Annotated in this window: 24 protein-coding genes; 18 read left to right on the top strand and 6 right to left on the bottom strand. The window is 53.8% G+C overall.

Features of this window, described 5'->3' with window-relative positions; genetic code table 11:
• The first annotated feature begins 17 nt into the window (after positions 1-17).
• Positions 18-413 (top strand): hypothetical protein, encoded by a 396-nt coding sequence (locus LBW88_RS00400; RefSeq protein ID WP_224930076.1) that lies wholly within the window; start codon positions 18-20, stop codon positions 411-413.
• Positions 414-474: 61 nt separating this feature from the next.
• Here LBW88_RS00400 and fur read toward each other — a convergent pair whose 3' ends face one another.
• From fur to ybfF, 4 genes are all read right to left on the bottom strand, one after another.
• On the bottom strand, positions 475-924 hold the full coding sequence (gene fur, locus LBW88_RS00405; protein WP_007890672.1) for a ferric iron uptake transcriptional regulator: 450 nt from the start codon (positions 922-924) through the stop codon (positions 475-477).
• 354 nt (positions 925-1,278) lie between these two features.
• Positions 1,279-1,809, bottom strand: a complete 531-nt coding sequence (fldA, locus tag LBW88_RS00410; protein WP_034829111.1) for a flavodoxin FldA — start codon at positions 1,807-1,809, stop codon at positions 1,279-1,281.
• A gap of 135 nt (positions 1,810-1,944) precedes the next feature.
• Positions 1,945-2,220, bottom strand: a complete 276-nt coding sequence (gene ybfE / locus LBW88_RS00415; RefSeq protein ID WP_034829114.1) for a LexA regulated protein — start codon at positions 2,218-2,220, stop codon at positions 1,945-1,947.
• A 168-nt stretch (positions 2,221-2,388) separates the two neighbouring features.
• Positions 2,389-3,153 (bottom strand): esterase, encoded by a 765-nt coding sequence (ybfF, locus tag LBW88_RS00420; RefSeq protein WP_224930073.1) that lies wholly within the window; start codon positions 3,151-3,153, stop codon positions 2,389-2,391.
• A 248-nt stretch (positions 3,154-3,401) separates the two neighbouring features.
• Between ybfF and seqA the strand changes: the two genes are divergently transcribed.
• Together seqA and pgm are read left to right on the top strand one after the other, a co-directional pair.
• Positions 3,402-3,941 (top strand): replication initiation negative regulator SeqA, encoded by a 540-nt coding sequence (seqA, locus tag LBW88_RS00425; RefSeq protein WP_224930069.1) that lies wholly within the window; start codon positions 3,402-3,404, stop codon positions 3,939-3,941.
• A gap of 25 nt (positions 3,942-3,966) precedes the next feature.
• Complete coding sequence (gene pgm, locus LBW88_RS00430; RefSeq protein ID WP_224930066.1) at positions 3,967-5,607, top strand: phosphoglucomutase (alpha-D-glucose-1,6-bisphosphate-dependent); 1,641 nt, start codon at positions 3,967-3,969, stop codon at positions 5,605-5,607.
• 78 nt (positions 5,608-5,685) lie between these two features.
• On the opposite strand, the gene kdpE is transcribed toward pgm, so the two are convergent.
• On the bottom strand, positions 5,686-6,360 hold the full coding sequence (gene kdpE, locus LBW88_RS00435) for a two-component system response regulator KdpE (protein WP_224930064.1): 675 nt from the start codon (positions 6,358-6,360) through the stop codon (positions 5,686-5,688).
• Positions 6,361-6,605: 245 nt separating this feature from the next.
• Between kdpE and LBW88_RS00440 the strand changes: the two genes are divergently transcribed.
• The 11 genes from LBW88_RS00440 to nei all read left to right on the top strand — a co-directional run bounded on the left by LBW88_RS00440 (position 6,606) and on the right by nei (position 15,839).
• Positions 6,606-6,806, top strand: coding sequence for a YbfA family protein (locus tag LBW88_RS00440; protein ID WP_200578570.1), 201 nt, complete (start codon positions 6,606-6,608; stop codon positions 6,804-6,806).
• Between the two features lie 153 nt (positions 6,807-6,959).
• Positions 6,960-7,916, top strand: coding sequence for a YbgA family protein (locus LBW88_RS00445; RefSeq protein ID WP_224930061.1), 957 nt, complete (start codon positions 6,960-6,962; stop codon positions 7,914-7,916).
• A 12-nt stretch (positions 7,917-7,928) separates the two neighbouring features.
• Positions 7,929-9,356, top strand: coding sequence for a deoxyribodipyrimidine photo-lyase (gene phrB / locus LBW88_RS00450; protein ID WP_224930058.1), 1,428 nt, complete (start codon positions 7,929-7,931; stop codon positions 9,354-9,356).
• 22 nt (positions 9,357-9,378) lie between these two features.
• On the top strand, positions 9,379-10,122 hold the full coding sequence (locus LBW88_RS00455) for a type 2 GTP cyclohydrolase I (protein ID WP_224930057.1): 744 nt from the start codon (positions 9,379-9,381) through the stop codon (positions 10,120-10,122).
• A gap of 150 nt (positions 10,123-10,272) precedes the next feature.
• Positions 10,273-10,929: a 5-oxoprolinase subunit PxpB gene (pxpB, locus tag LBW88_RS00460; protein ID WP_224930053.1), complete on the top strand. Its 657-nt coding sequence runs from the start codon at positions 10,273-10,275 to the stop codon at positions 10,927-10,929.
• Complete coding sequence (gene pxpC / locus LBW88_RS00465) at positions 10,923-11,855, top strand: 5-oxoprolinase subunit PxpC (RefSeq protein ID WP_224930048.1); 933 nt, start codon at positions 10,923-10,925, stop codon at positions 11,853-11,855. The genes pxpB and pxpC overlap by 7 nt, the downstream gene beginning before the upstream one ends.
• Positions 11,845-12,582, top strand: a complete 738-nt coding sequence (pxpA, locus tag LBW88_RS00470; RefSeq protein WP_224930045.1) for a 5-oxoprolinase subunit PxpA — start codon at positions 11,845-11,847, stop codon at positions 12,580-12,582. The genes pxpC and pxpA overlap by 11 nt, the downstream gene beginning before the upstream one ends.
• Before the next feature lie 57 nt (positions 12,583-12,639).
• A complete protein-coding gene (locus tag LBW88_RS00475) occupies positions 12,640-13,368 on the top strand; it encodes a DUF969 domain-containing protein (RefSeq protein ID WP_224930042.1) in 729 nt (242 codons plus the stop codon).
• Complete coding sequence (locus tag LBW88_RS00480) at positions 13,368-14,384, top strand: DUF979 domain-containing protein (RefSeq protein WP_224930039.1); 1,017 nt, start codon at positions 13,368-13,370, stop codon at positions 14,382-14,384. The genes LBW88_RS00475 and LBW88_RS00480 overlap by 1 nt, the downstream gene beginning before the upstream one ends.
• Positions 14,385-14,391: 7 nt before the next feature.
• Complete coding sequence (gene pcp / locus LBW88_RS00485) at positions 14,392-15,039, top strand: pyroglutamyl-peptidase I (protein WP_224930036.1); 648 nt, start codon at positions 14,392-14,394, stop codon at positions 15,037-15,039.
• 11 nt (positions 15,040-15,050) lie between these two features.
• Positions 15,051-15,839, top strand: coding sequence for an endonuclease VIII (gene nei, locus LBW88_RS00490; RefSeq protein WP_224930034.1), 789 nt, complete (start codon positions 15,051-15,053; stop codon positions 15,837-15,839).
• Positions 15,840-15,867: 28 nt separating this feature from the next.
• Here the strand turns inward: nei and LBW88_RS00495 are convergent, their stop codons facing one another.
• Complete coding sequence (locus tag LBW88_RS00495) at positions 15,868-17,151, bottom strand: citrate synthase (protein WP_224930030.1); 1,284 nt, start codon at positions 17,149-17,151, stop codon at positions 15,868-15,870.
• 593 nt (positions 17,152-17,744) lie between these two features.
• Here LBW88_RS00495 and sdhC point away from each other — a divergent pair.
• The 4 genes from sdhC to LBW88_RS00515 are packed head-to-tail and all read left to right on the top strand — an operon-like array spanning position 17,745 to position 21,015.
• Positions 17,745-18,176 (top strand): succinate dehydrogenase cytochrome b556 subunit, encoded by a 432-nt coding sequence (sdhC, locus tag LBW88_RS00500; protein WP_176505733.1) that lies wholly within the window; start codon positions 17,745-17,747, stop codon positions 18,174-18,176.
• A complete protein-coding gene (gene sdhD, locus LBW88_RS00505; protein WP_224930027.1) occupies positions 18,170-18,517 on the top strand; it encodes a succinate dehydrogenase membrane anchor subunit in 348 nt (115 codons plus the stop codon). The genes sdhC and sdhD overlap by 7 nt, the downstream gene beginning before the upstream one ends.
• Positions 18,518-20,284 carry a succinate dehydrogenase flavoprotein subunit gene (gene sdhA / locus LBW88_RS00510; protein ID WP_224930024.1) on the top strand — a complete coding sequence of 589 codons (1,767 nt, stop codon included), beginning with the start codon at positions 18,518-18,520 and terminating at the stop codon, positions 20,282-20,284. It begins immediately after the preceding gene.
• Between the two features lie 14 nt (positions 20,285-20,298).
• Positions 20,299-21,015, top strand: coding sequence for a succinate dehydrogenase iron-sulfur subunit (locus LBW88_RS00515; RefSeq protein ID WP_224930022.1), 717 nt, complete (start codon positions 20,299-20,301; stop codon positions 21,013-21,015).
• Positions 21,016-21,110: the final 95 nt, after the last annotated feature.

Consider the following 21,110-nt stretch of genomic DNA (forward strand, 5'->3'; position numbering starts at 1 on the left):
TTATCAAAGGAAAAAAAATGACAAGTCTCGCCCTGGAAGCTAAGCATAGCGTGGTGGTATTACATCAGCTTATTGAACGTGTTTTTAACCAGGCAGAAGGCAGTGATGACAGCATGGAACTGCTTTTGTCATACTTTCACCCGGATTTCAAAATGGTCACCCCGCTGGGTAAGCAGCTGGATCTGAATGAGACAGAAGTGCTGTTTCGCAAACTGCACGGTCAGCGGGAAGGAATGCGCATTGCCACCAGTGAGCATGTCATCATTTCGCAACAGAGTGATGAAGTGACGATTCAATATCGTGAGTTACAAATGTTGAACGGCACCAATCAAACGCGCATTTCTCTGGCTGTACTGGATTGCAGCACTACCATTCCCCGCTGGCGTTATCTGCACGAAACCTTTATCGCTTGATAACAGGCATAAAAAAACCGGTGACAAGCACCGGTTTTTTTATATTGCATAGCACACTCAATTACTTATCGTGGAGCGTATCGTCTTCGCGGCAGTCTCCCAGTGCACAGTGACCGTACAGGTACAGGCTGTGGTTGCTGAGTTTGATACCATGGCGAGTCGCAATCTCACGCTGACGCGTTTCGATTGATTCATCGCTGAATTCGATCACTTTGCCACAATCCAGGCAGATCAAGTGGTCATGATGATGTTGCTGAGTCAGTTCGAATACGGATTTTCCGCCTTCGAAGTTATGACGGGTGACGATACCCGCGTCATCAAATTGGTTAAGAACGCGATATACCGTTGCCAGGCCAATCTCTTCGCCCATATCGATCAGGCGCTTATACAAATCTTCCGCACTGACGTGATGGGACTCGGGGCCAGGTCCCTGAAGCACTTCCAAAATTTTCAATCTTGGCAGAGTGACTTTCAGGCCAGCCTTCTTCAATGCGGAGTTGTTGTCAGTCATTCGGATATTGTCCTGTTACTTTGCATGTCACTTACGGCGCAGGGGCCTTGAATGTTTAGGTCACGCGTATTCTCATTTGCGTCTCATTATAGAACTCAAGCAGTGAAATGAAAACCAGGGTGTCGCGCAAATCAACAAAATTCGTAAGGATAAATATCGCTACGTTAGCGCGGAACAGTGTGGTTTGGATTTCCATTTCACTCAGCCTCAGTCAACAATCAGAGGAATAAGCGGATGACCATTGCGGGTATTCTACAGATTTGCGGGGAAAAGTTAAAAAACCCTGACTATTATTTTTATAGGAAATTCCTTTGCCCCAATGTGAGCCAGCGCTCACATTGGGGCGGCGAGGCATCAGGCTTCGATGATCTCTTTTAACTGCAGTTCATCAAAAATCTGCTTCACCCAGGCGTCAACACGTTCATTGGTCAGCTCAGGTTGACGATCTTCGTCAATCGCCAGGCCGAGGAAGTGTTTGTCGTCTGCCAGACCTTTTGAGGCTTCAAAGTGATAGCCCTCGGTCGGCCAGTGTCCGACAATCACCGCGCCGTTTGGCTCAATGATGTCGCGAATCGTGCCCATCGCATCACAGAAGTACTCTGCATAATCTTCCTGGTCGCCACAGCCAAACAGTGCCACCAGTTTGCCGTTGAAGTCGATCTCTTCCAGAGTAGGGAAGAAGTCATCCCAGTCGCACTGTGCTTCGCCGTAATACCAGGTAGGAATGCCCAGCAGCAGGATGTCGAACGCTGCGAGATCTTCTTTGGTGCTCTTAGCAATGTCATGCACTTCGGCGACATCTTTACCCAGTTGTTTCTGGATCATTTTTGCAATGTTTTCAGTGTTGCCGGTATCGCTGCCGAAGAAAATGCCTACGATTGCCATGGGTTAAGTAACCTCTTAAAGCCTGATTGTGAAAGTAAGTCAATTGACTGCACATGTTAGCGAATGATAGCAGACCGTTGAAAAGGGCGGAACGAGTAAAGCCTGAACTTTGTGTTCCTGCGTGCGGTCAGCGCGCTAAGACAGTTTGAGTTGTGCCAGCAGCATTTGTTCAATCAATTCGCTGCGGCTGATGTTTTGTTGCTCGGCCAGCGTATTCAAGGCGTCAACCGCCTCGCTGGACATTTTCAGCTCGACACGACGCAGCCCTCGCACTTTATCGCGCTTGAGCTGGTTACGTTTGTTGATACGCAACTGTTCGTCACGTGTCAGCAGGCTGGTTTTAGGGCGACCGGGACGCCGCTCGTCTGCAAAAAGATCAAGCGTGGTACGGTCTGTCTGTTCTTTTGCCATGATTTGTGAAACTGAGTGGGCGCGAACGGCGGAAAGGCGCTGCGCGATTTATACATTATCGGCCCGACCGCGGTGAAAAAATCATCCGCGGCAAATTTTTAGCGCGACATCATACTTCAGCGCACTCTGTGACGCCAACCCTAAACCGTAAACGGCAAGCTTTTGCTTTTACAGGTTAAAAAAGCGGCGAACTGCGCGCAATACTGCATCAGGTTTTTCAGCGTGCACCCAATGACCGGCACCGCTGATGACGTGCGCATGCGCCTGCGGGAACTGGCGCAACAGTGCATCGCGGTGCTGATTGTCGAGGTAAGGGGAGTCGCCACCGCGAATAAACAATGCGGGATGTGGCCAGACCGGAACCTCTTCCCAGCCAGAAATGGTGGTGTAGTGGTCCCACAGCACCGGCACATTAAAGCGCCATTCGCCGTCCACGAAAGACTTGAGAATAAACTGAATCACCCCCTCTTCAGCGACATGTTGACGCATCACTTCCGCCGCTTCACTGCGACGCGCTACGCCTGCAGCAGTGACCGCACGAATGCCGGCAAAGATCTCATCGTGACGACGAGTTTGATAATCCACGGGGGCGATATCAATCAGCACCATCTTCTCGATACGTTCCGGTGCCACCGCACTCAGTGCCATGGCGATCTTACCGCCCATCGAGTGGCCTATCACGCCGGCACGTTCTATCTGATGTGCATCCAGCGTCTCCACGATATCTTGTGCCATAGCATGATAATTCATCACCTCACTGCGCTCAGATAAACCATGGTTGCGCACGTCCACTTGCAACGTGGGGCGAGCATCTCGTACGCCGCGCGCCAGCACGCCAAGGTTATCCAGGCTGCCAAAAAGGCCATGAATTAACAGAATAGGGGGAGCTTCAGGGGTAGATTGTTCAGTTTGCAGACGGGCGTTCAAAATCATGGCTAAAGTTCTTACGGTTGTGACCTTGGCTTAGGGTATCATGGATTCACCTGTCCAGGAGCCAGCCGGCCAGGCATTAGGGCATATTCCGACTTTTGCCCTGAAACGACGCCAGCGCTATCGGCTGCCACGGATTTAACTTTATAATCCTTATGTTAGAGCCCGCTCACGTTTTGCACTGCTCGATTTTGCTAAGGCCGTTGCAATAATGCGTGGTTCTGTCATTTGCCAGAATTGTACGGAATAAGATGAAAACGATTGAAGTTGACGAAGAACTCTACCGTTATATTGCCAGCCACACGCAACACATTGGTGAAAGCGCATCGGATATTTTGCGCCGCATGCTGAAGTTTACCGCGGGTCAGAGTGCACCTGTGGCACCTGTCGCTACGACGGCGGCTAAAGAAGCACAGCCAGCGCGTAACGAAGCGCGTCCTCAGGATCGCGTACGTGCCGTGCGTGAACTGCTGCTTTCCGATGAGTATGCCGAGCAGAATAAGGCGGTTAATCGCTTTATGCTGGTATTGTCAACGCTCTATCGTCTTGATCCAGCTGCATTTGCTGAAGCCACTGCCTCGTTGCAGGGCCGCACTCGTGTTTACTTCGCGGGCGACGAGCACACGCTGCTGCAAAATGGCACCCATACTAAGCCGAAGCACGTTCCCGGCACGCCGTACTGGGTGATCACCAATACCAATACAGGCCGCAAATGCAGCATGGTGGAACACATCATGCTGGCTATGCAGTTCCCACAGGAACTGACAGAGAAAGTTCGCGGCACCATTTAAACTGAAGCGTCAGGGAGAAGCGCCAATGGCCAATCACCCCCGTGCCGGGCAGCCTGCCCAGCAGAGCGATTTGATTAACGTTGCACAATTAACCTCGCAGTATTACGTCCTGAAGCCCGATGCGGCGAACCCGGACCATGCGGTGAAATTTGGCACTTCTGGCCACCGCGGCAGCGCGGGACGTCAAAGCTTCAATGAAGTGCACATTCTGGCGATTGCGCAAGCCATCGCAGAAGAGCGCAAAAAGAATGGCATCACCGGTCCGTGCTACGTGGGTAAAGATACTCACGCATTGTCTGAGCCGGCGATCTTGTCAGTGCTGGAAGTGCTGGCAGCGAACGGTGTGGATGTGATCGTGCAGCAGGATAATGGCTACACGCCAACGCCAGCGATCTCCAATGCCATTCTGGAACACAACAAACGTGGTGGTGCGCAGGCGGACGGCATCGTAATCACGCCTTCGCATAACCCGCCAGAAGATGGTGGCATCAAGTACAACCCGCCAAACGGTGGCCCGGCTGATACCAACGTCACCAAAGTGGTGGAAGACCGCGCCAACCAGCTGATCAAAGGCGAGTTGAACGACGTGAAACGTCTGCCGCTGGATCAGGCCTGGGCGAGCGGCCATATCGTTGAGCAGGATCTGATTCAACCGTATGTGGAAGGTCTGGCTGAGGTCATCGACTTCCCGGCAATCCAGAAAGCGGGCCTGAAAATCGGCGTTGATCCGCTAGGTGGTTCCGGTATCGCTTACTGGCAGCGCATCGCTGAGCATTACAAGCTGGATCTGACCATCGTTAATGATGCTGTCGATCAGACTTTCCGCTTCATGCATCTCGATAAAGATGGCGTGGTGCGTATGGACTGCTCTTCTGAGTGCGCGATGGCCGGTCTGCTGGCGTACAAAGATAAGTTCGATCTGGCGTTCGGTAACGACCCGGATTACGACCGTCACGGCATCGTCACGCCTGCTGGTCTGATGAACCCGAACCACTATCTGGCCGTGGCCATCAATTACCTGTTCCAGCATCGCCCGCAGTGGGGCAAAGATGTGGCCGTGGGTAAAACGCTGGTCTCCAGCGCGATGATTGACCGCGTAGTGAATGATATCGGCCGCAAGCTGGTTGAAGTCCCAGTTGGCTTCAAATGGTTCGTTGATGGCCTGTTTGATGGCAGCTTCGGTTTCGGCGGCGAAGAGAGTGCGGGTGCTTCCTTCCTGCGCTTCGATGGCTCAGCCTGGTCAACCGATAAAGACGGTATCATCCTGTGTCTGCTGGCAGCGGAAATCACCGCCGTTACCGGCAAGAATCCGCAGCAGCACTATGACGAACTGGCTGAACGCTTTGGTGCGCCGAGCTATAACCGTCTGCAGGCGCCGGCGACCTCTGCGCAAAAAGCTGCACTGTCTAAGCTGTCACCAGAAATGGTGAGTGCTGACACACTGGCGGGCGATCCGATTACTGCACGTCTGACCGCGGCACCAGGCAACGGCGCGTCAATCGGCGGTCTGAAAGTGATGACGGAGAACGGCTGGTTTGCTGCACGTCCGTCAGGCACCGAAGACGCCTACAAAATCTATTGTGAAAGCTTCCTCGGCGCTGAGCATCGCCAGCAGATCGAGAAAGAAGCGGTAGAGATTGTCAGCGAAGTGCTGAAAAACGCGTAATTAAACGTTGAGGCGCGCTATGTGCGCCTTTTCACGCGGTTTCATAGAACGACCCACGTAACAACATGGGTCGTTTTTTTATGGCATAAACCGATAGCCGATACCGGTTTCGGTCAGCAGATGGCTCGGCTGCGTGGGATTGGTTTCCAGCTTCTGGCGCAGATGTCCCATATAAATGCGCAGATAGTGGCTGTGCTCCACCGCATTCGGCCCCCAGACCTGATTGAGTAACTGACGCTGCGTCAGCACTTTTCCGGCATTGTTCAGCAACAAACTCAGCAGGCGAAACTCGGTGGGCGTCAGATGAATTTCCTGTTCGTTACGCAGCACGCGGCGCGCGGCCAGATCGACACTCACTTCACCAAATTTCACTATCGGTTCAGGCTGGTTGCTTTGATGGCGACGCAACGCCACGCGCACGCGGGCCAGCAGCTCGCCAATGCCAAACGGCTTGGTCAGATAGTCATCAGCACCGGCATCCAGTGCATCGATTTTGTCCTGCTCATCACTGCGCGCAGACAGCACAATCACTGGCATGCTGCTCCACTGACGCACTTCACGAATAAAGTCGTTGCCGTCACCATCGGGCAGTCCAAGGTCGAGGATCACCAAATCCGGCTTTCGCGTAGCCGCTTCAATCAGCCCGCGCTGTAATTGCTCCGCTTCCACAATTTTCAGACCTTCGCTTTCCAGCGCCAGGCGCACGAAACGGCGAATTTCTTTTTCATCTTCAACAATCAAGATGGTCGTCACGCTGACTCCTGCCACAGGTAAAGTTAACACGGCACTTTATCAAGAATCGGACACCGCGTCCGTCATGATGTTTGTAACCTCGTAATATCTCGCTGTTTACAATTGTGTAACTTACTTTCAGGCAATGCCGAAAAGCACAAAAAAAGACCAAAATTAGTGGTCGGATGAGTAGTAAAATTACACAACTAAGCGTAATATCTGAGGCAGATCACATTTCAACGCAAAATTTACCCCAGGAGGCAATCATGTATCAGGCATATCCACTTTATAAAATCGTGTTGCGCCGTGTGCTGGCGGTATTGGTTGGCATACTTGCCTTGCCCGTCATGCTGTTCCGCCAGGATCGTGCTCGTTTCTACAGTTATCTGCACCGCATCTGGTGTAAGACCAGCACCAAGCCAGTCTGGCTGGCGCAGACAGAAGCGATAGGCAGCATTCACTGGTAAGCGCTCTCTCAACTCTCTAAGAACCCGGCAGCTTCAATGAAGCGCCGGGTTTTTTTATTCTAAACTTTATCGGTATTCCCCGGTTACCCGCTGTTATCCCTCGCCGTTTCAGCTACACTTAAACCTCTACAAGATTTTGGAGGTTGTACAAGTATGAGCGAAAAAATTCCGGTTGGTATCAGTGCTTGCCTGCTTGGGGATAAGGTCCGTTTTGACGGTGGCCACAAGCGTTTCGCTTTTGCAACCGAAGAACTGACACCCTTTATCCGCTTTGAACCAGTGTGTCCGGAAATGGCAATTGGCTTGCCCACGCCGCGTCCCGCACTGCGTCTGGTTAAGGAGTCAGATGATCAAATTCACCTTTGCTTCAGTAAAGATGGCGGGCAAGAGGTAACGGATGAGATGGAGCGCTGGTCGGCCGATCGCGTGAAATCATTGCATCATCTTTGTGGCTACATTCTCTGCGCAAAATCACCGAGCTGTGGCCTGGAGCGCGTACGCGTCTATCAGCCCGATACCAATGACAATCGTAAAGCGGGCACCGGTGTTTTCACTGCCTTTCTGCAAAAGGAGATGCCATGGCTGCCGCTGGAAGAGGATGGGCGTCTGCATGACGACGCTATTCGCGAAAACTTCATCAGTCGCGTTTACGCATTACATGAATTTAATGAAATGTGGCGCAGCGGTTTAACCCGCCACAAGCTGATCGCCTTCCACAGTCGATACAAGTTGCTGCTGCTGTCGCATGCACAGGATGAGTATCGTGAAATGGGGCGATTTGTGGCCGCGATGGAGCAGTGGGATTCGCTGGATAATTACGCCTATGAATACCGGATTCGCCTGATGCATTTGATGTCACATCAAGCGTCGCGTCGTAATCACACCAATGTGCTGATGCATGTGCAGGGCTACTTCCGACCACAATTGTCATCCCCGCAGCGTCAGGAACTGGCGCAGTTAATCGATCGTTATCGCACTGGCGTCCAGCCGCTGTTGGTTCCCATCACTATGCTGAAACACTACATGGCGGAATACCCGCATCCGTGGCTGGCGCAGCAACGTTACTTTGATCCCTACCCGGAAGCGCTGCGTCTGCGCTACGGTCAATAATTCCGGAGCATTATGACCACCCACTTAGTCTGGTTGCGTAACGATTTGCGCATCAATGACAACACTGCGCTGGCTGCCGCTTGCCGCGACAGCCATGCCAGAGTGCTGGCGCTGTTTATTGCCACGCCTAAACAGTGGCAGCAACACCATATGGCACCGAAGCAGGCGGCTTTTATTCACCAGAATCTGTGTTTATTGCAAAATTCACTGGCCGAGCGCGGCATTCAGTTGCATTACCATCAGTGCGACGACTTTGCCGCTTCGGTAGATTACCTGAGTGAGTTTTGCGACCAGCAGCAAGTGGATGAGCTCTATTACAACTATCAGTACGAGATTAACGAGCGCGAACGTGATGTGGCCGCTGAAAAGCGTCTTGATGCTCAGGGCGTGATTTGCCAGGGCTTTGATGACAGCCTGTTATTGTCACCTGGCAGCGTGCAGACCGGCAATCACACCATGTTCAAAGTCTTCACGCCGTTTAGTCGCGCCTTTGTTCGTCGACTGCATCAAGGGTTACCGGAGTGTCATCATGCACCGAAATCACGCGGTGATGCGCCGGTCAGTGCGGGTAAGAAAATCCCTGCTTTTGATTATCCGCTGGAAGATTTTGATGCATCGCTGTTTCCGGCTGGAGAAGAGGCAGCGTTGAAGCAATTGCGCCATTTCGGCAAACAATCGGTTGCGCACTATCCCGACGTGCGCGATCTGCCGGCATTAGATGGTACCAGCCGCTTATCGCCGTATCTGGCGATTGGGGTGCTGTCTCCGCGTCAATGCCTGCATCGTATTCTAAAAGAACATCCTGATGCACTGAACGAAGGCAAAGCCTTTACCTGGCTGAATGAACTGATCTGGCGCGAGTTTTATCGTCATCTGATGGTGGCCTTCCCGGCGTTGTGCAAGCATCAGCCGTTTGTGGAGTGGACGCATAACGTCCAGTGGCAGAAAAACGAGGCGCACCTCACCGCGTGGCAGCAGGGTAAAACCGGTTATCCCATCGTCGATGCGGCAATGCGTCAGCTCAATACGCTGGGCTGGATGCATAATCGCCTGCGTATGATCGTTGCCAGCTTCCTGGTGAAAGATCTGCTGATCGACTGGCATGACGGTGAGCGCTACTTCATGCAGCAACTGATCGATGGGGATCTGGCGGCCAACAACGGCGGCTGGCAGTGGGCGGCTTCCACCGGCACCGACGCGGCACCTTATTTCCGTATTTTCAATCCCACTACCCAGGGTGAACGCTTCGACGAAAAAGGCGAATTTATCCGCCAGTGGCTGCCAGAGCTGAAAGACGTGCCAGAGAGTGACATTCATCAACCGCAGGTTTGGGCGAAGAAAAATAACAAGAAACTCGATTATCCCGCGCCAATCGTGGAACATAAGGATGCACGTAAAAAGACACTAGACGCCTTCGAGCGCGCGCGCAGCGCGGCCTGAGGCGATCAGGGAGCCGTACTAAATGAATCATGTCGAGTTAGAACACATCGTTAATCAGCAACTGAATACCAGCACCTTCAGTGACTATGCGCCCAATGGCTTGCAGGTGGAAGGTCGCGCGGAAGTGAAAACCGTCATCACGGGCGTGACGGCCTGTCAGGCGCTGCTGGATGAAGCGGTCAAGCGCAATGCTGACGCTATCCTGGTTCATCACGGTTATTTCTGGAAAAGCGAATCACCGCTGATTAAAGGGATGAAACGCCAGCGTCTGCGCACGCTGCTGGTCAATGATATCAACCTGTATGGCTGGCACCTGCCGCTGGATGCACACCCACAGCTCGGCAACAATGCGCAGCTGGCAAAGTTGTTTGATATTGAAGTGAAAGGGGAAATTCAGCCGCTGGTGCCTTGGGGCGAATTGGCAGAACCTTTAAGCGGCGAAGCGCTCGCCGCCAAAATCGCTCAACGTTTAGGCCGGAAACCGTTGCACTGCGGTGATAATGCCCCGGCGCTGATTAAACGTGTGGCCTGGTGCAGCGGCGGCGGACAGGGCTTTATCGATAGCGCGGCCGCTTTTGGCGTGGATGCCTTCATCAGCGGTGAAGTTTCTGAGCAAACCATTCACAGCGCACGTGAACAAGGCCTGCACTTTTTCGCTGCCGGGCATCATGCCACCGAGCGCGCCGGTATTAAGGCGCTGGGCGAATGGCTGGCGCAGAGCTATGGCCTCGATGTGACCTTTATTGATATCGACAATCCTGCCTGATTTCTCTCTCTCCGCGTCCTTAACCCACGTTAAGGACGCAAATCTGTTGACACATCTCTGTCACTTTCGCATAACTTATTGACTTTCATTATAAGCAAAGCGTTTTGTGGACATTTTTTGTCCGCCTATACCACGACCGGGAGGTGGGTTTTGCAACGAGCACGTTGTTATCTACTGGGTGAGCGAGCGGTGGTGCTGGAACTGGAACCGCCAGTTTCCCTCGCCAGCCAACAGCGTATCTGGGGACTGTGCCAGCGTCTGCAGCACAATGAACAGGTTCAGGAAGTCATTCCGGGAATGAATAACCTGACGCTGCTACTGCGCGATCCACAATTGAATGCACTGGATGCCATCGAGCGTTTACAGCGCTGGTGGGAAGAGAGTGAAGAACAGATTCCTGAATCGCGTAGGGTGGAAATTCCCGTGGTGTATGGCGGTGCTGGCGGTCCCGATCTGCAGGTAGTGGCAGATGGCGCCAGCATGACGCCAAAGCAGGTGGTTGAACTGCACAGCAGTATAGAGTACGTGGTCTATTTCATCGGCTTCCAGCCCGGTTTTCCCTATCTGGGCGGGCTGGATGAGCGCCTGCACACGCCGCGCCGTGCTGAACCGAGGGTGATCGTGCCCAGTGGTTCGGTGGGCATTGGTGGCAGTCAAACGGGTATCTATCCATTGGCAGCACCGGGTGGATGGCAGTTGATTGGCTATACGCCGGTCAGTCTTTTTGATCCTTTACAGCATCCGCCGACATTACTGCGTCCCGGTGACAGCGTGCGCTTTATGCCGCAACAGGAGGGCGTATGTTAAACATTTTACGCGCCGGATTGATGACCTCGATTCAGGATCAGGGCCGCACTGGCTGGCGGCAATATGGCATTAGCGTCAGCGGCGCTCTCGATCAACCCTCAATGCGCACCGCCAATATGCTGGTGGGCAATCCGGAAGAGAGCGCGGTGCTTGAAATTGTGCTCGGCCAGTTCAGAGCGGAATTCAAGCGTGATGGCTGGTTTGCGCTGACCGGAGCAGGCTGTAATGCCGATCTGGATGGCAAACCGGTGTGGACTGGCTGGCGTCTCCCAGTGAAAAAAGGCCAGGTATTGTCACTGGCGATGCCGGTGCGCGGCATGCGTAGCTATCTGGCAGTGAATGGTGGTTTCGCCATTGACGAGATGCTCGGTTCGCACAGCACCGATCTTAAAGCGGCTTTTGGTGGTTTCCAGGGCCGTAAACTGCAGGATGGCGATCAGCTGCCGTTGGGCAAGCCCTCGTGTAACTTCAAAGGCAAAGCGGGTGTACGTCAGCTGTTGTGGGGCAACCGCATTCGCGCCTTACCGGGCCCGGAGTACAACGAGTTCACGCGTGAAGCCCAGGAAGGTTTCTGGCGCAGCCCGTGGAAGCTCAGCCCACAGAGCAACCGTATGGGTTACCGCATGCAGGGGCGTCAACTGCAGCGTAAAGCCACGCGTGATTTATTGTCACACGGGTTAGTGCCCGGCGTGGTGCAGGTGCCGCCTAACGGCCAACCGATTGTGCTGATGGCCGATGCGCAAACTACGGGCGGTTATCCGCGTATCGCCTGTGTTATTGAAGCTGACCTGTATCAACTGGCGCAGATTCGCCTCGGTGAACCGATTCACTTTATCCATTGCACACTGGAAGAAGCACTGCTGGCGAAACAACATCAGCAACGCTCCTCCGACCAAATAGCCTGGGGGCTTGCACATGAAGATTGATCTTAATGCTGACCTGGGCGAAGGCAGCGCCAGCGATCAGGAACTGCTGACGCTGGTGAGTTCGGCCAATATCGCCTGTGGTTTTCACGCTGGCGATGCGCAGACCATGCTGCAATCGGTGCGCTGGGCCAAAGCCTCTGGTGTGGCGATTGGTGCTCATCCCAGCTTCCCGGATCGCGAAAACTTTGGTCGCACCGCCATGCAGCTGCCGCCGGAAACGGTGTATGCGCAGATGATCTATCAGATTGGTGCGCTGAAGAGCATCGCTGAAAGTGAAGGTGAGCGATTAGTGCATGTGAAGCCACACGGTATGCTCTACAACCAGGCTGCAGCGGATGCAACGCTCGCCGACGCTATTGCCCGCGCGGTGAAAGCGGTGGATCCCGCATTGATTCTGGTCGGCCTGGCGGGAAGTGCTTCTATCAAGGCGGCTGCGCATCATGGCTTACGCACGCGAGAAGAGGTGTTCGCCGACCGTGGCTATCTGGCAACCGGTGCACTGGTGCCGCGCAGCCAGCCAGGCGCAATGATTGACGAAGCCGATCAGGCGCTGGCGCAAACCCTCACCATGGTGCAGCAACGTCAGGTGCAAAGTATCAGCGGTGAATGGGTGCCGGTGAATGCTGAAACGGTATGTCTGCATGGCGATGGCGTTCACGCGCTGCAATTCGCGCGTACACTGCGTGCGGCCTTTGCCACTCAGCACATTACCGTGACCAGCGCATAACAAATAACAACTCGCCCGATCTCTATCGGGCTTTTTATTTCTGATGAGGGGAAAAACATGGATAACGTGGTCAATCTCTGGCCGTTACTCGGCATTGCCGCCATCGTTCTGGGATTCGTGTTGCGCTTTAACCCAGTGCTGGTGGTGATTGTCGCCGGTTTTGTCACCGGCCTGGCCGCACATATGCCGCTGGCCGATATTCTTGAGAAGCTTGGTTCCGGTTTCCTGAATACCCGTAACCTGCCGCTGATTTTGCTGCTGCCGCTGGCCGTTATCGGTTTGCTGGAGCGTCATGGCTTGAAAGAGCGTGCACAAAACTGGATCGCGCAGATCAAAACCGCGACGGCGGGACGTCTACTGATCGTCTACCTGTTCGTGCGCGAAATCACCGCCGCGCTGGGATTAACCAGTCTCGGTGGTCATCCGCAGATGGTGCGTCCTCTGTTGGCTCCGATGGCGGAAGGCGCCACTGAAAACCGCTATGGTGAAGTGCCTGATGAAGTGCGCCATCGCCTGCGCGCCATGTCGGCAGCTACCGATAACGTTGGCCTGTTCTTTGGTGAAGATATCTTTGTCGCCTTTGGTGCCATCATCTTCATGCATAACTTTATGCAGGAGTCGGCGGGCATCAGCACCGAGCCATTGCATATCGCCTTGTGGGGCATTCCTACCGCGCTCTGTGCCTTCCTGATCCATTCAGCGCGTCTGGTGCGTCTTGACCGCCAGCTGGCACGTGAACTGGGTGCCATCAATCAGCAGGCGCTGAACGCCAAAGGAGGGAAGTAATGTTCCAGCAACAATATCTGATGTGGCTGGCAGGGGTGATCCTGCTCGTCGTGGCGGTGCTTTCCTGGCGTGATGCGGCTAATCCAAGACGCTTTACCACTGGTTTATTCTGGGCCCTGTATGGCCTGATGTTCCTGATTGGTGATGGCGCCTATCAACTGATGGGGCAGTGGGCAGGCGATGCCGCTGCTGGTAAACGCATGCTGCACATTGGCGTGGGCGTTGCCGTGGTGTTGATGGCGTTGATTGCCGGGTTCGGCGGCGTGCGTCTCGGCAGCTATCATCAGCGCAGCGATCAGCAGAAGCGCGAAAGTGCGCAGCGTCTGCGCAATAAGCTGTTTTTGCCTGCGCTGGCGATTCCGGTGGTGACGGTGATCGGCGTGCTGGCGTTTAACAACATCCCGGGTTTGCAGGATGCGGTGTTTGGTCCCGGCAACCATTCCACTTTAGTGACGCTGTTCTCGATGATGGTTGGTTGCGTGCTTGGCTGGATCATCGCGCTGCAAATCACCCATGAAAAACCTCTGCAGTCGATGCAGGAGACCCGTCGCTTGCTGGATGCGGTGGGTTGGGCATTTATTCTGCCGCAGATTCTCGCCACTCTGGGTTTGCTGTTCACCAGTGCGGGCGTTGGCACGGCCATCTCCCATCTGACCGAGCAATATCTGGCGGTGGATAATCGTCTGATCGCTGTCGCGGTGTATGCGATTGGCATGGCACTGTTGACCATGGTGATGGGCAATGCGTTTGCCGCCTTCCCGATTGTCACAGCCGGCATTGGTATTCCTATCCTGGTGCTGCAACACGGCGGCAACCCGGCGGTGATGGCGGCGATTGGTATGTTCTCTGGTTATTGCGGCACTCTGATGACGCCAATGGCGGCGAACTTCAATATCGTGCCCGCGCGGTTACTGGAGTTACCGGACCGAAACGGCGTGATCAAGGCTCAGGTGCCAACCGGTGTGCTACTGTTATTGGTCAATGTCTTCCTGCTCTACTTCCTGATGTTCTTGTGAGGTCGCAATGAAAACGGTGTTGATGACGGCGTTTGAGCCCTTTGGTGGTGAAACCATTAACCCTTCGTGGGAAGCGGTACGCAGTTTTGACGGCAAAGAGATTGCCGGAGCCCGCATTGTGGTGCGTCAGCTGCCGGTGGTGTTTGCCACCTGCGGCAAAGTGCTAACGCAAGCGCTGGAAGAGATTCAGCCTGATCGCGTGTTGTGTGTGGGCCAGGCCGGTGGGCGCGTTGATATCACCGTCGAACGTGTGGCGATTAACGTGGATGATGCGCGTATCCCGGACAACGATCAACAGCAGCCCATCGATCAGCCGATTGTGGCGGGTGGCCCCGATGCGTACTTCTCCACTCTACCGATCAAGGCAATGGTTGCAGCACTGCGTGAAGTCGGCGTACCGGCATCGGTATCGCAAACGGCGGGCACCTTCACCTGCAATAACGTGATGTACAGCCTGCTGCACTGGCTGAAAACGACTAACAGTCCGGCGCGGGGAGGATTTATCCATATTCCTTATATGCCGGAACAGGCGGTAAACCACCCAGGCGTGGCGAGTATGGCGACGGCTAGCGTGATTCTGGCGCTGGACACCTCACTGCAGGTGATTTTAAGCACTGACACTGACATTCGCGTGGTTGGTGGCGCAACGCATTAACAGGAGAAGGTATGCCTGAAGGACCGGAGATCCGCCGCGCAGCGGATCAACTGGCAACCGCGATGGAAGGCAAGCCGCTCACTGATGTGTGGTTTGCCTTTCCTGAACTGAAAACCTACGAACCGTCATTAATGGGTGAAACCATTACGGCATTTGAAACGCGTGGCAAAGCACTGCTGACGCACTTCTCCAATGGTTTAATCCTCTACAGCCATAACCAACTGTACGGCGTGTGGCGGGTGGTGCCGACGGGTACTGAACCCAACACATCGCGTCAGTTGCGCGTGCGGCTGGCCAATGCCGATAAAACCATTCTGCTGTACAGCGCCTCAGATATTGAACTGCTCAATGCGGATACCGTTGGCGCACATCCCTTTCTACAGCGCGTGGGACCCGATGTGCTTGATGCCACATTAACGGTGGCAGAGGTGCGCGAACGACTGTTATCGCCCCGTTTTCGGCGTCGGCAGTTTAGCGGATTGTTGCTGGATCAGGCGTTTCTGGCGGGATTGGGTAACTATCTGCGCGTGGAGATTCTATGGCATGCCGGATTGCTGGCGTCGCATCGGGCGCAGGATCTCAGCGAGGACCAGCTCAACGCCTTAAGTGAGGCGATGCTGGCGGTGCCACGTTTGTCGTATCAGATGCGCGGTAGTATGAAAAAGTATCACGAAGAGGCGGCGTTTCGTTTCGAGGTGTTTCATCGGCAGGGCAAAAAGTGTCGGCGATGCGGTGAAGTGATCGAGAAGGGCGTGTTGTCATCACGGCCGTTTTACTGGTGTCCGGGATGCCAGAAATGAGAAGGGCGGGATAACCCGCCCTGCATTTTTATTTTTTCAGCGCCGAAGTGAATGGACGCTCGGTGTAACCGGTGTACAGCTGACGCGGACGCGCAATCTTCATGCCTTCGTCGTGCATCTCTTTCCAGTGTGCAATCCAGCCCACGGTACGCGCCATCGCGAAGATCACGGTAAACATGGAAGAAGGAATGCCCATCGCTTTCAGAATAATGCCAGAGTAGAAATCGACGTTTGGATACAGTTTACGCTCGATGAAGTACGGGTCGTTCAGTGCGATGTGTTCCAGCTCCATCGCCACTTCCAGCAGATCATCTTTCATACCCAGTTCGTTCAGCACTTCGTGGCAGGTATCGCGCATCACGGTGGCACGTGGATCGTAGTTTTTGTAAACGCGGTGACCGAAGCCCATCAGACGGAACGAATCGTTCTTATCTTTAGCACGTTTAACAAACTCTGGAATGTGCTCAACGGTGCTGATCTCTTCCAGCATACGCAGGGTCGCTTCGTTGGCGCCGCCGTGTGCCGGTCCCCACAGAGAAGCGATACCGGCTGCGATACAAGCAAACGGGTTAGCACCAGAAGAGCCGGCGGTACGCACGGTAGAAGTCGAAGCGTTCTGTTCATGGTCAGCGTGCAGAATCAGAATACGATCCATCGCGCGTTCCAGCACCGGGTTCACTTTGTACTCTTCGCACGGCGTGGCGAACATCATATGCAGGAAGTTACCCGCATAAGAGAGGTCATTGCGCGGATAAACAAACGGCTGACCAATCGAATATTTGTAGCACATCGCCGCCATGGTCGGCATTTTCGACAGCAGGCGGAACGCAGCAATCTCGCGATGGCGCTCAATGTTAACGTCTAATGAATCATGATAGAACGCGGCCAGCGCGCCCGTTACCCCACACATCACAGCCATTGGATGTGAATCGCGGCGGAAGCCGTGGAACAGTCGGGTGATTTGCTCGTGGATCATGGTGTGGCGGGTAACGGTGGTGCGGAATTCTTCAAACTGCGCCTGGGTAGGGGCTTCACCATTCAGCAGGATGTAACACACTTCGAGATAGTTGGAGTGGGTTGCCAGTTCAGAAATCGGGAAGCCGCGGTGTAACAGAATGCCTTCATCACCATCAATAAAAGTGATTTTAGATTCGCATGACGCAGTAGAGGTGAAACCGGGATCGAAAGTGAACAGGCCATGATTGCCAAGTGTACGGACATCAACAACGTCTTGTCCCAGCGTACCTTGCATCACATCCAGTTCAACTGAAGCATTATCTTGTAGGGTTAGCGTCACTTTTTTATCTGTCATTTTTCGTCTCCATAGCGCCTTAGTAGGTAAGGATCTTAGACACCAGAATAGCCTTCATGTTGTGTAAAACCACAATCTTCACAGTATCACTCTGCGGTAACGTTTGTCGTGCAGGGTTACAGAGCTAAAGATGCGTTAGGGCCAGTCGGTGGCGTTCGGGCATGACATGCTGAACAGCGCGGATGTTAAAGATCCTGTCACGACATAACTTCTTGGTAACCAATAACCTGATGCTTTGTGTTGCTCGTAATGGCAATGTTACATAACTTGAGCTTAGGGGAAAGTGTATCCCCATAACTTTTGTGCATCATAGGGCTTTAATGCGTTTGTTTGTAACTGAAATGTTGATCTATTGTCAAATCAGATAATTAAAAATGTATGAATTGTGAAATTCGTGAGTCGGATCACTGTTCAGCCTAAATGTGACCAAAGAGATTGTAGGGGAATTGTAATCAGAATGTGATCCTCCTATACTGCCGCCAGGTCTCCGGAATACCCTGACACCAGGAGCCACCCAGCGTTTTTTCGCTTCATTTAACACTGGATGTTGCTTTTTTGGTGGCGGTTGCAGTCTGAACACGCGCTGTGCTCTGATGCGACTCAGGTCCGGAGGAAGCAAAATAAAAAAGAGCTGTGTGGGCAAAACCGTGAAAAAACAAAGACCTGTTAACTTGGATCTCTCGACGATCCGGTTTCCCGTTACTGCAATATCGTCCATTCTCCACCGCGTCTCCGGCGTGATCACCTTTGTCGCTCTCGGAATACTGCTCTGGTTACTGGGTCTCTCTCTCTCTTCTCCTGAAGGCTTCCAGCAAGCGGCTTCCATCATGGACAGCTTCTTCGCCAAATTCATCATGTGGGGCATCCTGACTGCGCTGGCGTATCACGTCGTGGGCGGTATTCGTCATATGTTGGCTGATTTTGGCTTTATGGAAGAAACCCTGCAGGTGGGAACCCGTTCCGCGCAAGCGGCTTTTGGTATCACTGTCGTGCTCTCAATTTTGGCTGGAGTCCTCGTATGGTAAGCAATGCTTCTGCATTAGGACGCAACGGTATTCATGACTGGCTGTTACTGCGTGCTGCTGCAATCTTAATGACGCTGTACATCATCTACCTCCTCGGTTTCGTGGTGATGACCGGCACCCTGACCTATGACGCCTGGCACGGCTTCTTCGCCTCTGCCTTCACTAAAGTGTTTACGATACTGACGCTGTTCTCGATTCTGATCCACGGCTGGATTGGCATGTGGCAGGTCCTGACCGACTACGTTAAACCGGTAGCAACCCGCTTGCTGCTGCAGTTTGTGATTGTGGTCGCGCTGTTGTCGTATGCCGTTTATGGAATCGTTGTTGTGTGGGGTGTGTAAATGAGTTTGCCAGTCAGAGAATTTGATGCCGTGGTGATCGGCGCGGGTGGCGCGGGAATGCGCGCGGCTCTGCAAATCTCCCAATCGGGCCAGACTTGTGCCCTGTTATCCAAAGTCTTCCCAACCCGTTCCCATACTGTATCGGCGCAGGGCGGTATCACCGTTGCGCTGGGTAATACCCATGAAGATAACTGGGAATGGCATATGTACGATACCGTCAAAGGCTCCGACTATATCGGTGACCAGGACGCGATCGAATATATGTGTCACGTCGGTCCGGAAGCGATTCTGGAACTGGAACACATGGGTCTGCCTTTCTCCCGTCTTGATGATGGCCGCGTGTATCAGCGTCCGTTTGGTGGTCAGTCGAAGAACTTCGGCGGTGAGCAGGCGGCGCGTACCGCTGCGGCTGCTGACCGTACTGGCCACGCTTTACTGCATACCCTGTATCAGCAGAACCTGAAAAACAAAACCACTATCTTCTCAGAATGGTATGCGCTGGATCTGGTGAAAAACGAAGACGGTGCGATTGTCGGCTGTACCGCCATCTGTATGGAAACCGGTGAAACCGTTTACTTCAAAGCGAAAGCGACCATTCTGGCAACCGGTGGTGCAGGCCGTATTTACCAGTCCACCACTAACGCACATATCAACACCGGTGACGGCGTTGGCATGGCGCTGCGTGCCGGTGTACCGGTGCAGGACATGGAAATGTGGCAGTTCCACCCAACCGGTATCGCCGGTGCGGGCGTGCTGGTAACCGAAGGTTGCCGCGGCGAAGGTGGCTACCTGTTGAATAAACACGGCGAACGCTTTATGGAACGTTACGCGCCGAACGCCAAAGATCTGGCGGGTCGTGACGTGGTTGCGCGTTCCATGATGGTGGAAATTCGTGAAGGCCGTGGTTGTGATGGTCCATGGGGCCCACACATCAAGCTGAAACTCGACCATCTGGGTGCAGAAGTTTTGGAATCCCGCCTGCCGGGCATCCTTGAACTGTCGCGTACTTTTGCCCACGTCGACCCGATTAAAGAACCGATTCCGGTTATCCCAACCTGCCATTACATGATGGGCGGCGTGCCGACCAAAGTGACTGGCCAGGCGCTGCGCGTGAATGAGCAGGGCGAAGACGAAGTGATTCCGGGCCTGTTCGCGGTGGGCGAGATCGCCTGCGTATCGGTGCACGGTGCCAACCGTCTTGGCGGTAACTCGTTGCTGGACCTGGTTGTCTTCGGTCGTGCGGCCGGTGTGCACCTGCTGGAGTGTCTGGAAGAGCAGGGTGAACTGCGTGAAGCCACGCAGGAAAACATCAATGAAGCCATGGCGCGCTTTAACCGCTGGGAAAACAACACCACGGGTGAAGATCCGGTTGAAATCCGTAAAGCGCTGCAACGCTGCATGCAAAATAACTTCTCGGTGTTCCGTGAAGGTGACGCGATGCGTGAAGGTCTGGAAGAGCTGAAAGTGATTCGTGAGCGCCTGAAGTCAGCGCGTCTTGATGACCGTTCGCCAGATTTCAACACTCAGCGTATCGAATGCCTTGAGCTGGATAACCTGATGGAAACCGCGTACGCCACAGCGGTTGCCGCCAACTTCCGTACCGAGAGCCGTGGCGCACACAGCCGCTTCGACTACCCGGAACGTGATGATGCTAACTGGCTGTGTCACAGCCTCTATGTTCCGCAAACGGAAAGCATGACGCGCCGTGAGGTGAACATGCAACCGAAACTGCGTGCGGCCTTCCCGCCGAAAGCGCGTACCTACTAATTGCGGAGATCATCATGAGACTCGAATTTTCTATCTATCGTTACAACCCGGAAGTCGATGACAAACCGCGGATGCAGGAGTACACCCTGGAATCCGAAGATGGTCGCGACATGATGCTGCTGGACGCGCTGATCCGTTTGAAAGAGAAGGACCCTACGCTGGCCTTCCGTCGCTCATGCCGTGAAGGTGTGTGTGGTTCTGACGGCCTCAACATGAACGGTAAAAACGGTCTGGCCTGCATCACCCCGATCTCCGCGTTGGGTAATGGCACCAAGAAAATTGTTATCCGTCCACTGCCTGGTTTGCCGGTGATCCGCGACCTTGTTGTTGATATGGGACAATTCTATGCTCAGTATGAGAAGATTAAGCCTTTCCTGTTGAATAATGGGGAAAATCCACCGGCGCGTGAGCATCTGCAGATGCCTGAAGAACGTGAGCATCTGGATGGTTTGTACGAGTGTATTCTCTGTGCATGCTGCTCAACCTCGTGCCCATCGTTCTGGTGGAACCCGGACAAGTTCATCGGTCCGGCAGGTTTGTTAGCTGCTTACCGTTTCCTGATCGACAGCCGCGATACCGAAACCAATGCGCGTCTGGACAATCTGAACGATGCTTTCAGCGTATTCCGCTGTCACAGCATCATGAACTGTGTGAGCGTGTGCCCGAAAGGACTCAACCCGACGCGCGCTATCGGCCATATTAAGTCGATGCTGCTGCAACGCGGGGCGTAACACTCTGAAGTCACTGTCCGGGAACTGAGGTTCCCGGCAGTTTACGGAAGCCTCTATAAGCGCGGTACTGACCACGCTTATAAAGGTTCCCTTAC

The sequence above is a fragment of the Pantoea sp. alder81 genome (assembly GCF_020179835.1).
GTDB lineage: Bacteria > Pseudomonadota > Gammaproteobacteria > Enterobacterales > Enterobacteriaceae > Pantoea.

Bases quoted from the DNA above. Each gene is read 5' to 3' on its own strand.
- LBW88_RS00400 (WP_224930076.1), top strand. From the start codon at position 18: ATGACAAGTCTCGCCCTGGAAGCTAAGCATAGCGTGGTGGTATTACAT.
- fur (WP_007890672.1), bottom strand. From the start codon at position 924: ATGACTGACAACAACTCCGCATTGAAGAAGGCTGGCCTGAAAGTCACT.
- fldA (WP_034829111.1), bottom strand. From the start codon at position 1,809: ATGGCAATCGTAGGCATTTTCTTCGGCAGCGATACCGGCAACACTGAA.
- ybfE (WP_034829114.1), bottom strand. From the start codon at position 2,220: ATGGCAAAAGAACAGACAGACCGTACCACGCTTGATCTTTTTGCAGAC.
- ybfF (WP_224930073.1), bottom strand. From the start codon at position 3,153: ATGATTTTGAACGCCCGTCTGCAAACTGAACAATCTACCCCTGAAGCT.
- seqA (WP_224930069.1), top strand. From the start codon at position 3,402: ATGAAAACGATTGAAGTTGACGAAGAACTCTACCGTTATATTGCCAGC.
- pgm (WP_224930066.1), top strand. From the start codon at position 3,967: ATGGCCAATCACCCCCGTGCCGGGCAGCCTGCCCAGCAGAGCGATTTG.
- LBW88_RS00440 (WP_200578570.1), top strand. From the start codon at position 6,606: ATGTATCAGGCATATCCACTTTATAAAATCGTGTTGCGCCGTGTGCTG.
- LBW88_RS00445 (WP_224930061.1), top strand. From the start codon at position 6,960: ATGAGCGAAAAAATTCCGGTTGGTATCAGTGCTTGCCTGCTTGGGGAT.
- phrB (WP_224930058.1), top strand. From the start codon at position 7,929: ATGACCACCCACTTAGTCTGGTTGCGTAACGATTTGCGCATCAATGAC.
- LBW88_RS00455 (WP_224930057.1), top strand. From the start codon at position 9,379: ATGAATCATGTCGAGTTAGAACACATCGTTAATCAGCAACTGAATACC.
- pxpC (WP_224930048.1), top strand. From the start codon at position 10,923: ATGTTAAACATTTTACGCGCCGGATTGATGACCTCGATTCAGGATCAG.
- pxpA (WP_224930045.1), top strand. From the start codon at position 11,845: ATGAAGATTGATCTTAATGCTGACCTGGGCGAAGGCAGCGCCAGCGAT.
- LBW88_RS00475 (WP_224930042.1), top strand. From the start codon at position 12,640: ATGGATAACGTGGTCAATCTCTGGCCGTTACTCGGCATTGCCGCCATC.
- LBW88_RS00480 (WP_224930039.1), top strand. From the start codon at position 13,368: ATGTTCCAGCAACAATATCTGATGTGGCTGGCAGGGGTGATCCTGCTC.
- pcp (WP_224930036.1), top strand. From the start codon at position 14,392: ATGAAAACGGTGTTGATGACGGCGTTTGAGCCCTTTGGTGGTGAAACC.
- nei (WP_224930034.1), top strand. From the start codon at position 15,051: ATGCCTGAAGGACCGGAGATCCGCCGCGCAGCGGATCAACTGGCAACC.
- LBW88_RS00495 (WP_224930030.1), bottom strand. From the start codon at position 17,151: ATGACAGATAAAAAAGTGACGCTAACCCTACAAGATAATGCTTCAGTT.
- sdhC (WP_176505733.1), top strand. From the start codon at position 17,745: ATGCGACTCAGGTCCGGAGGAAGCAAAATAAAAAAGAGCTGTGTGGGC.
- sdhD (WP_224930027.1), top strand. From the start codon at position 18,170: ATGGTAAGCAATGCTTCTGCATTAGGACGCAACGGTATTCATGACTGG.
- sdhA (WP_224930024.1), top strand. From the start codon at position 18,518: ATGAGTTTGCCAGTCAGAGAATTTGATGCCGTGGTGATCGGCGCGGGT.
- LBW88_RS00515 (WP_224930022.1), top strand. From the start codon at position 20,299: ATGAGACTCGAATTTTCTATCTATCGTTACAACCCGGAAGTCGATGAC.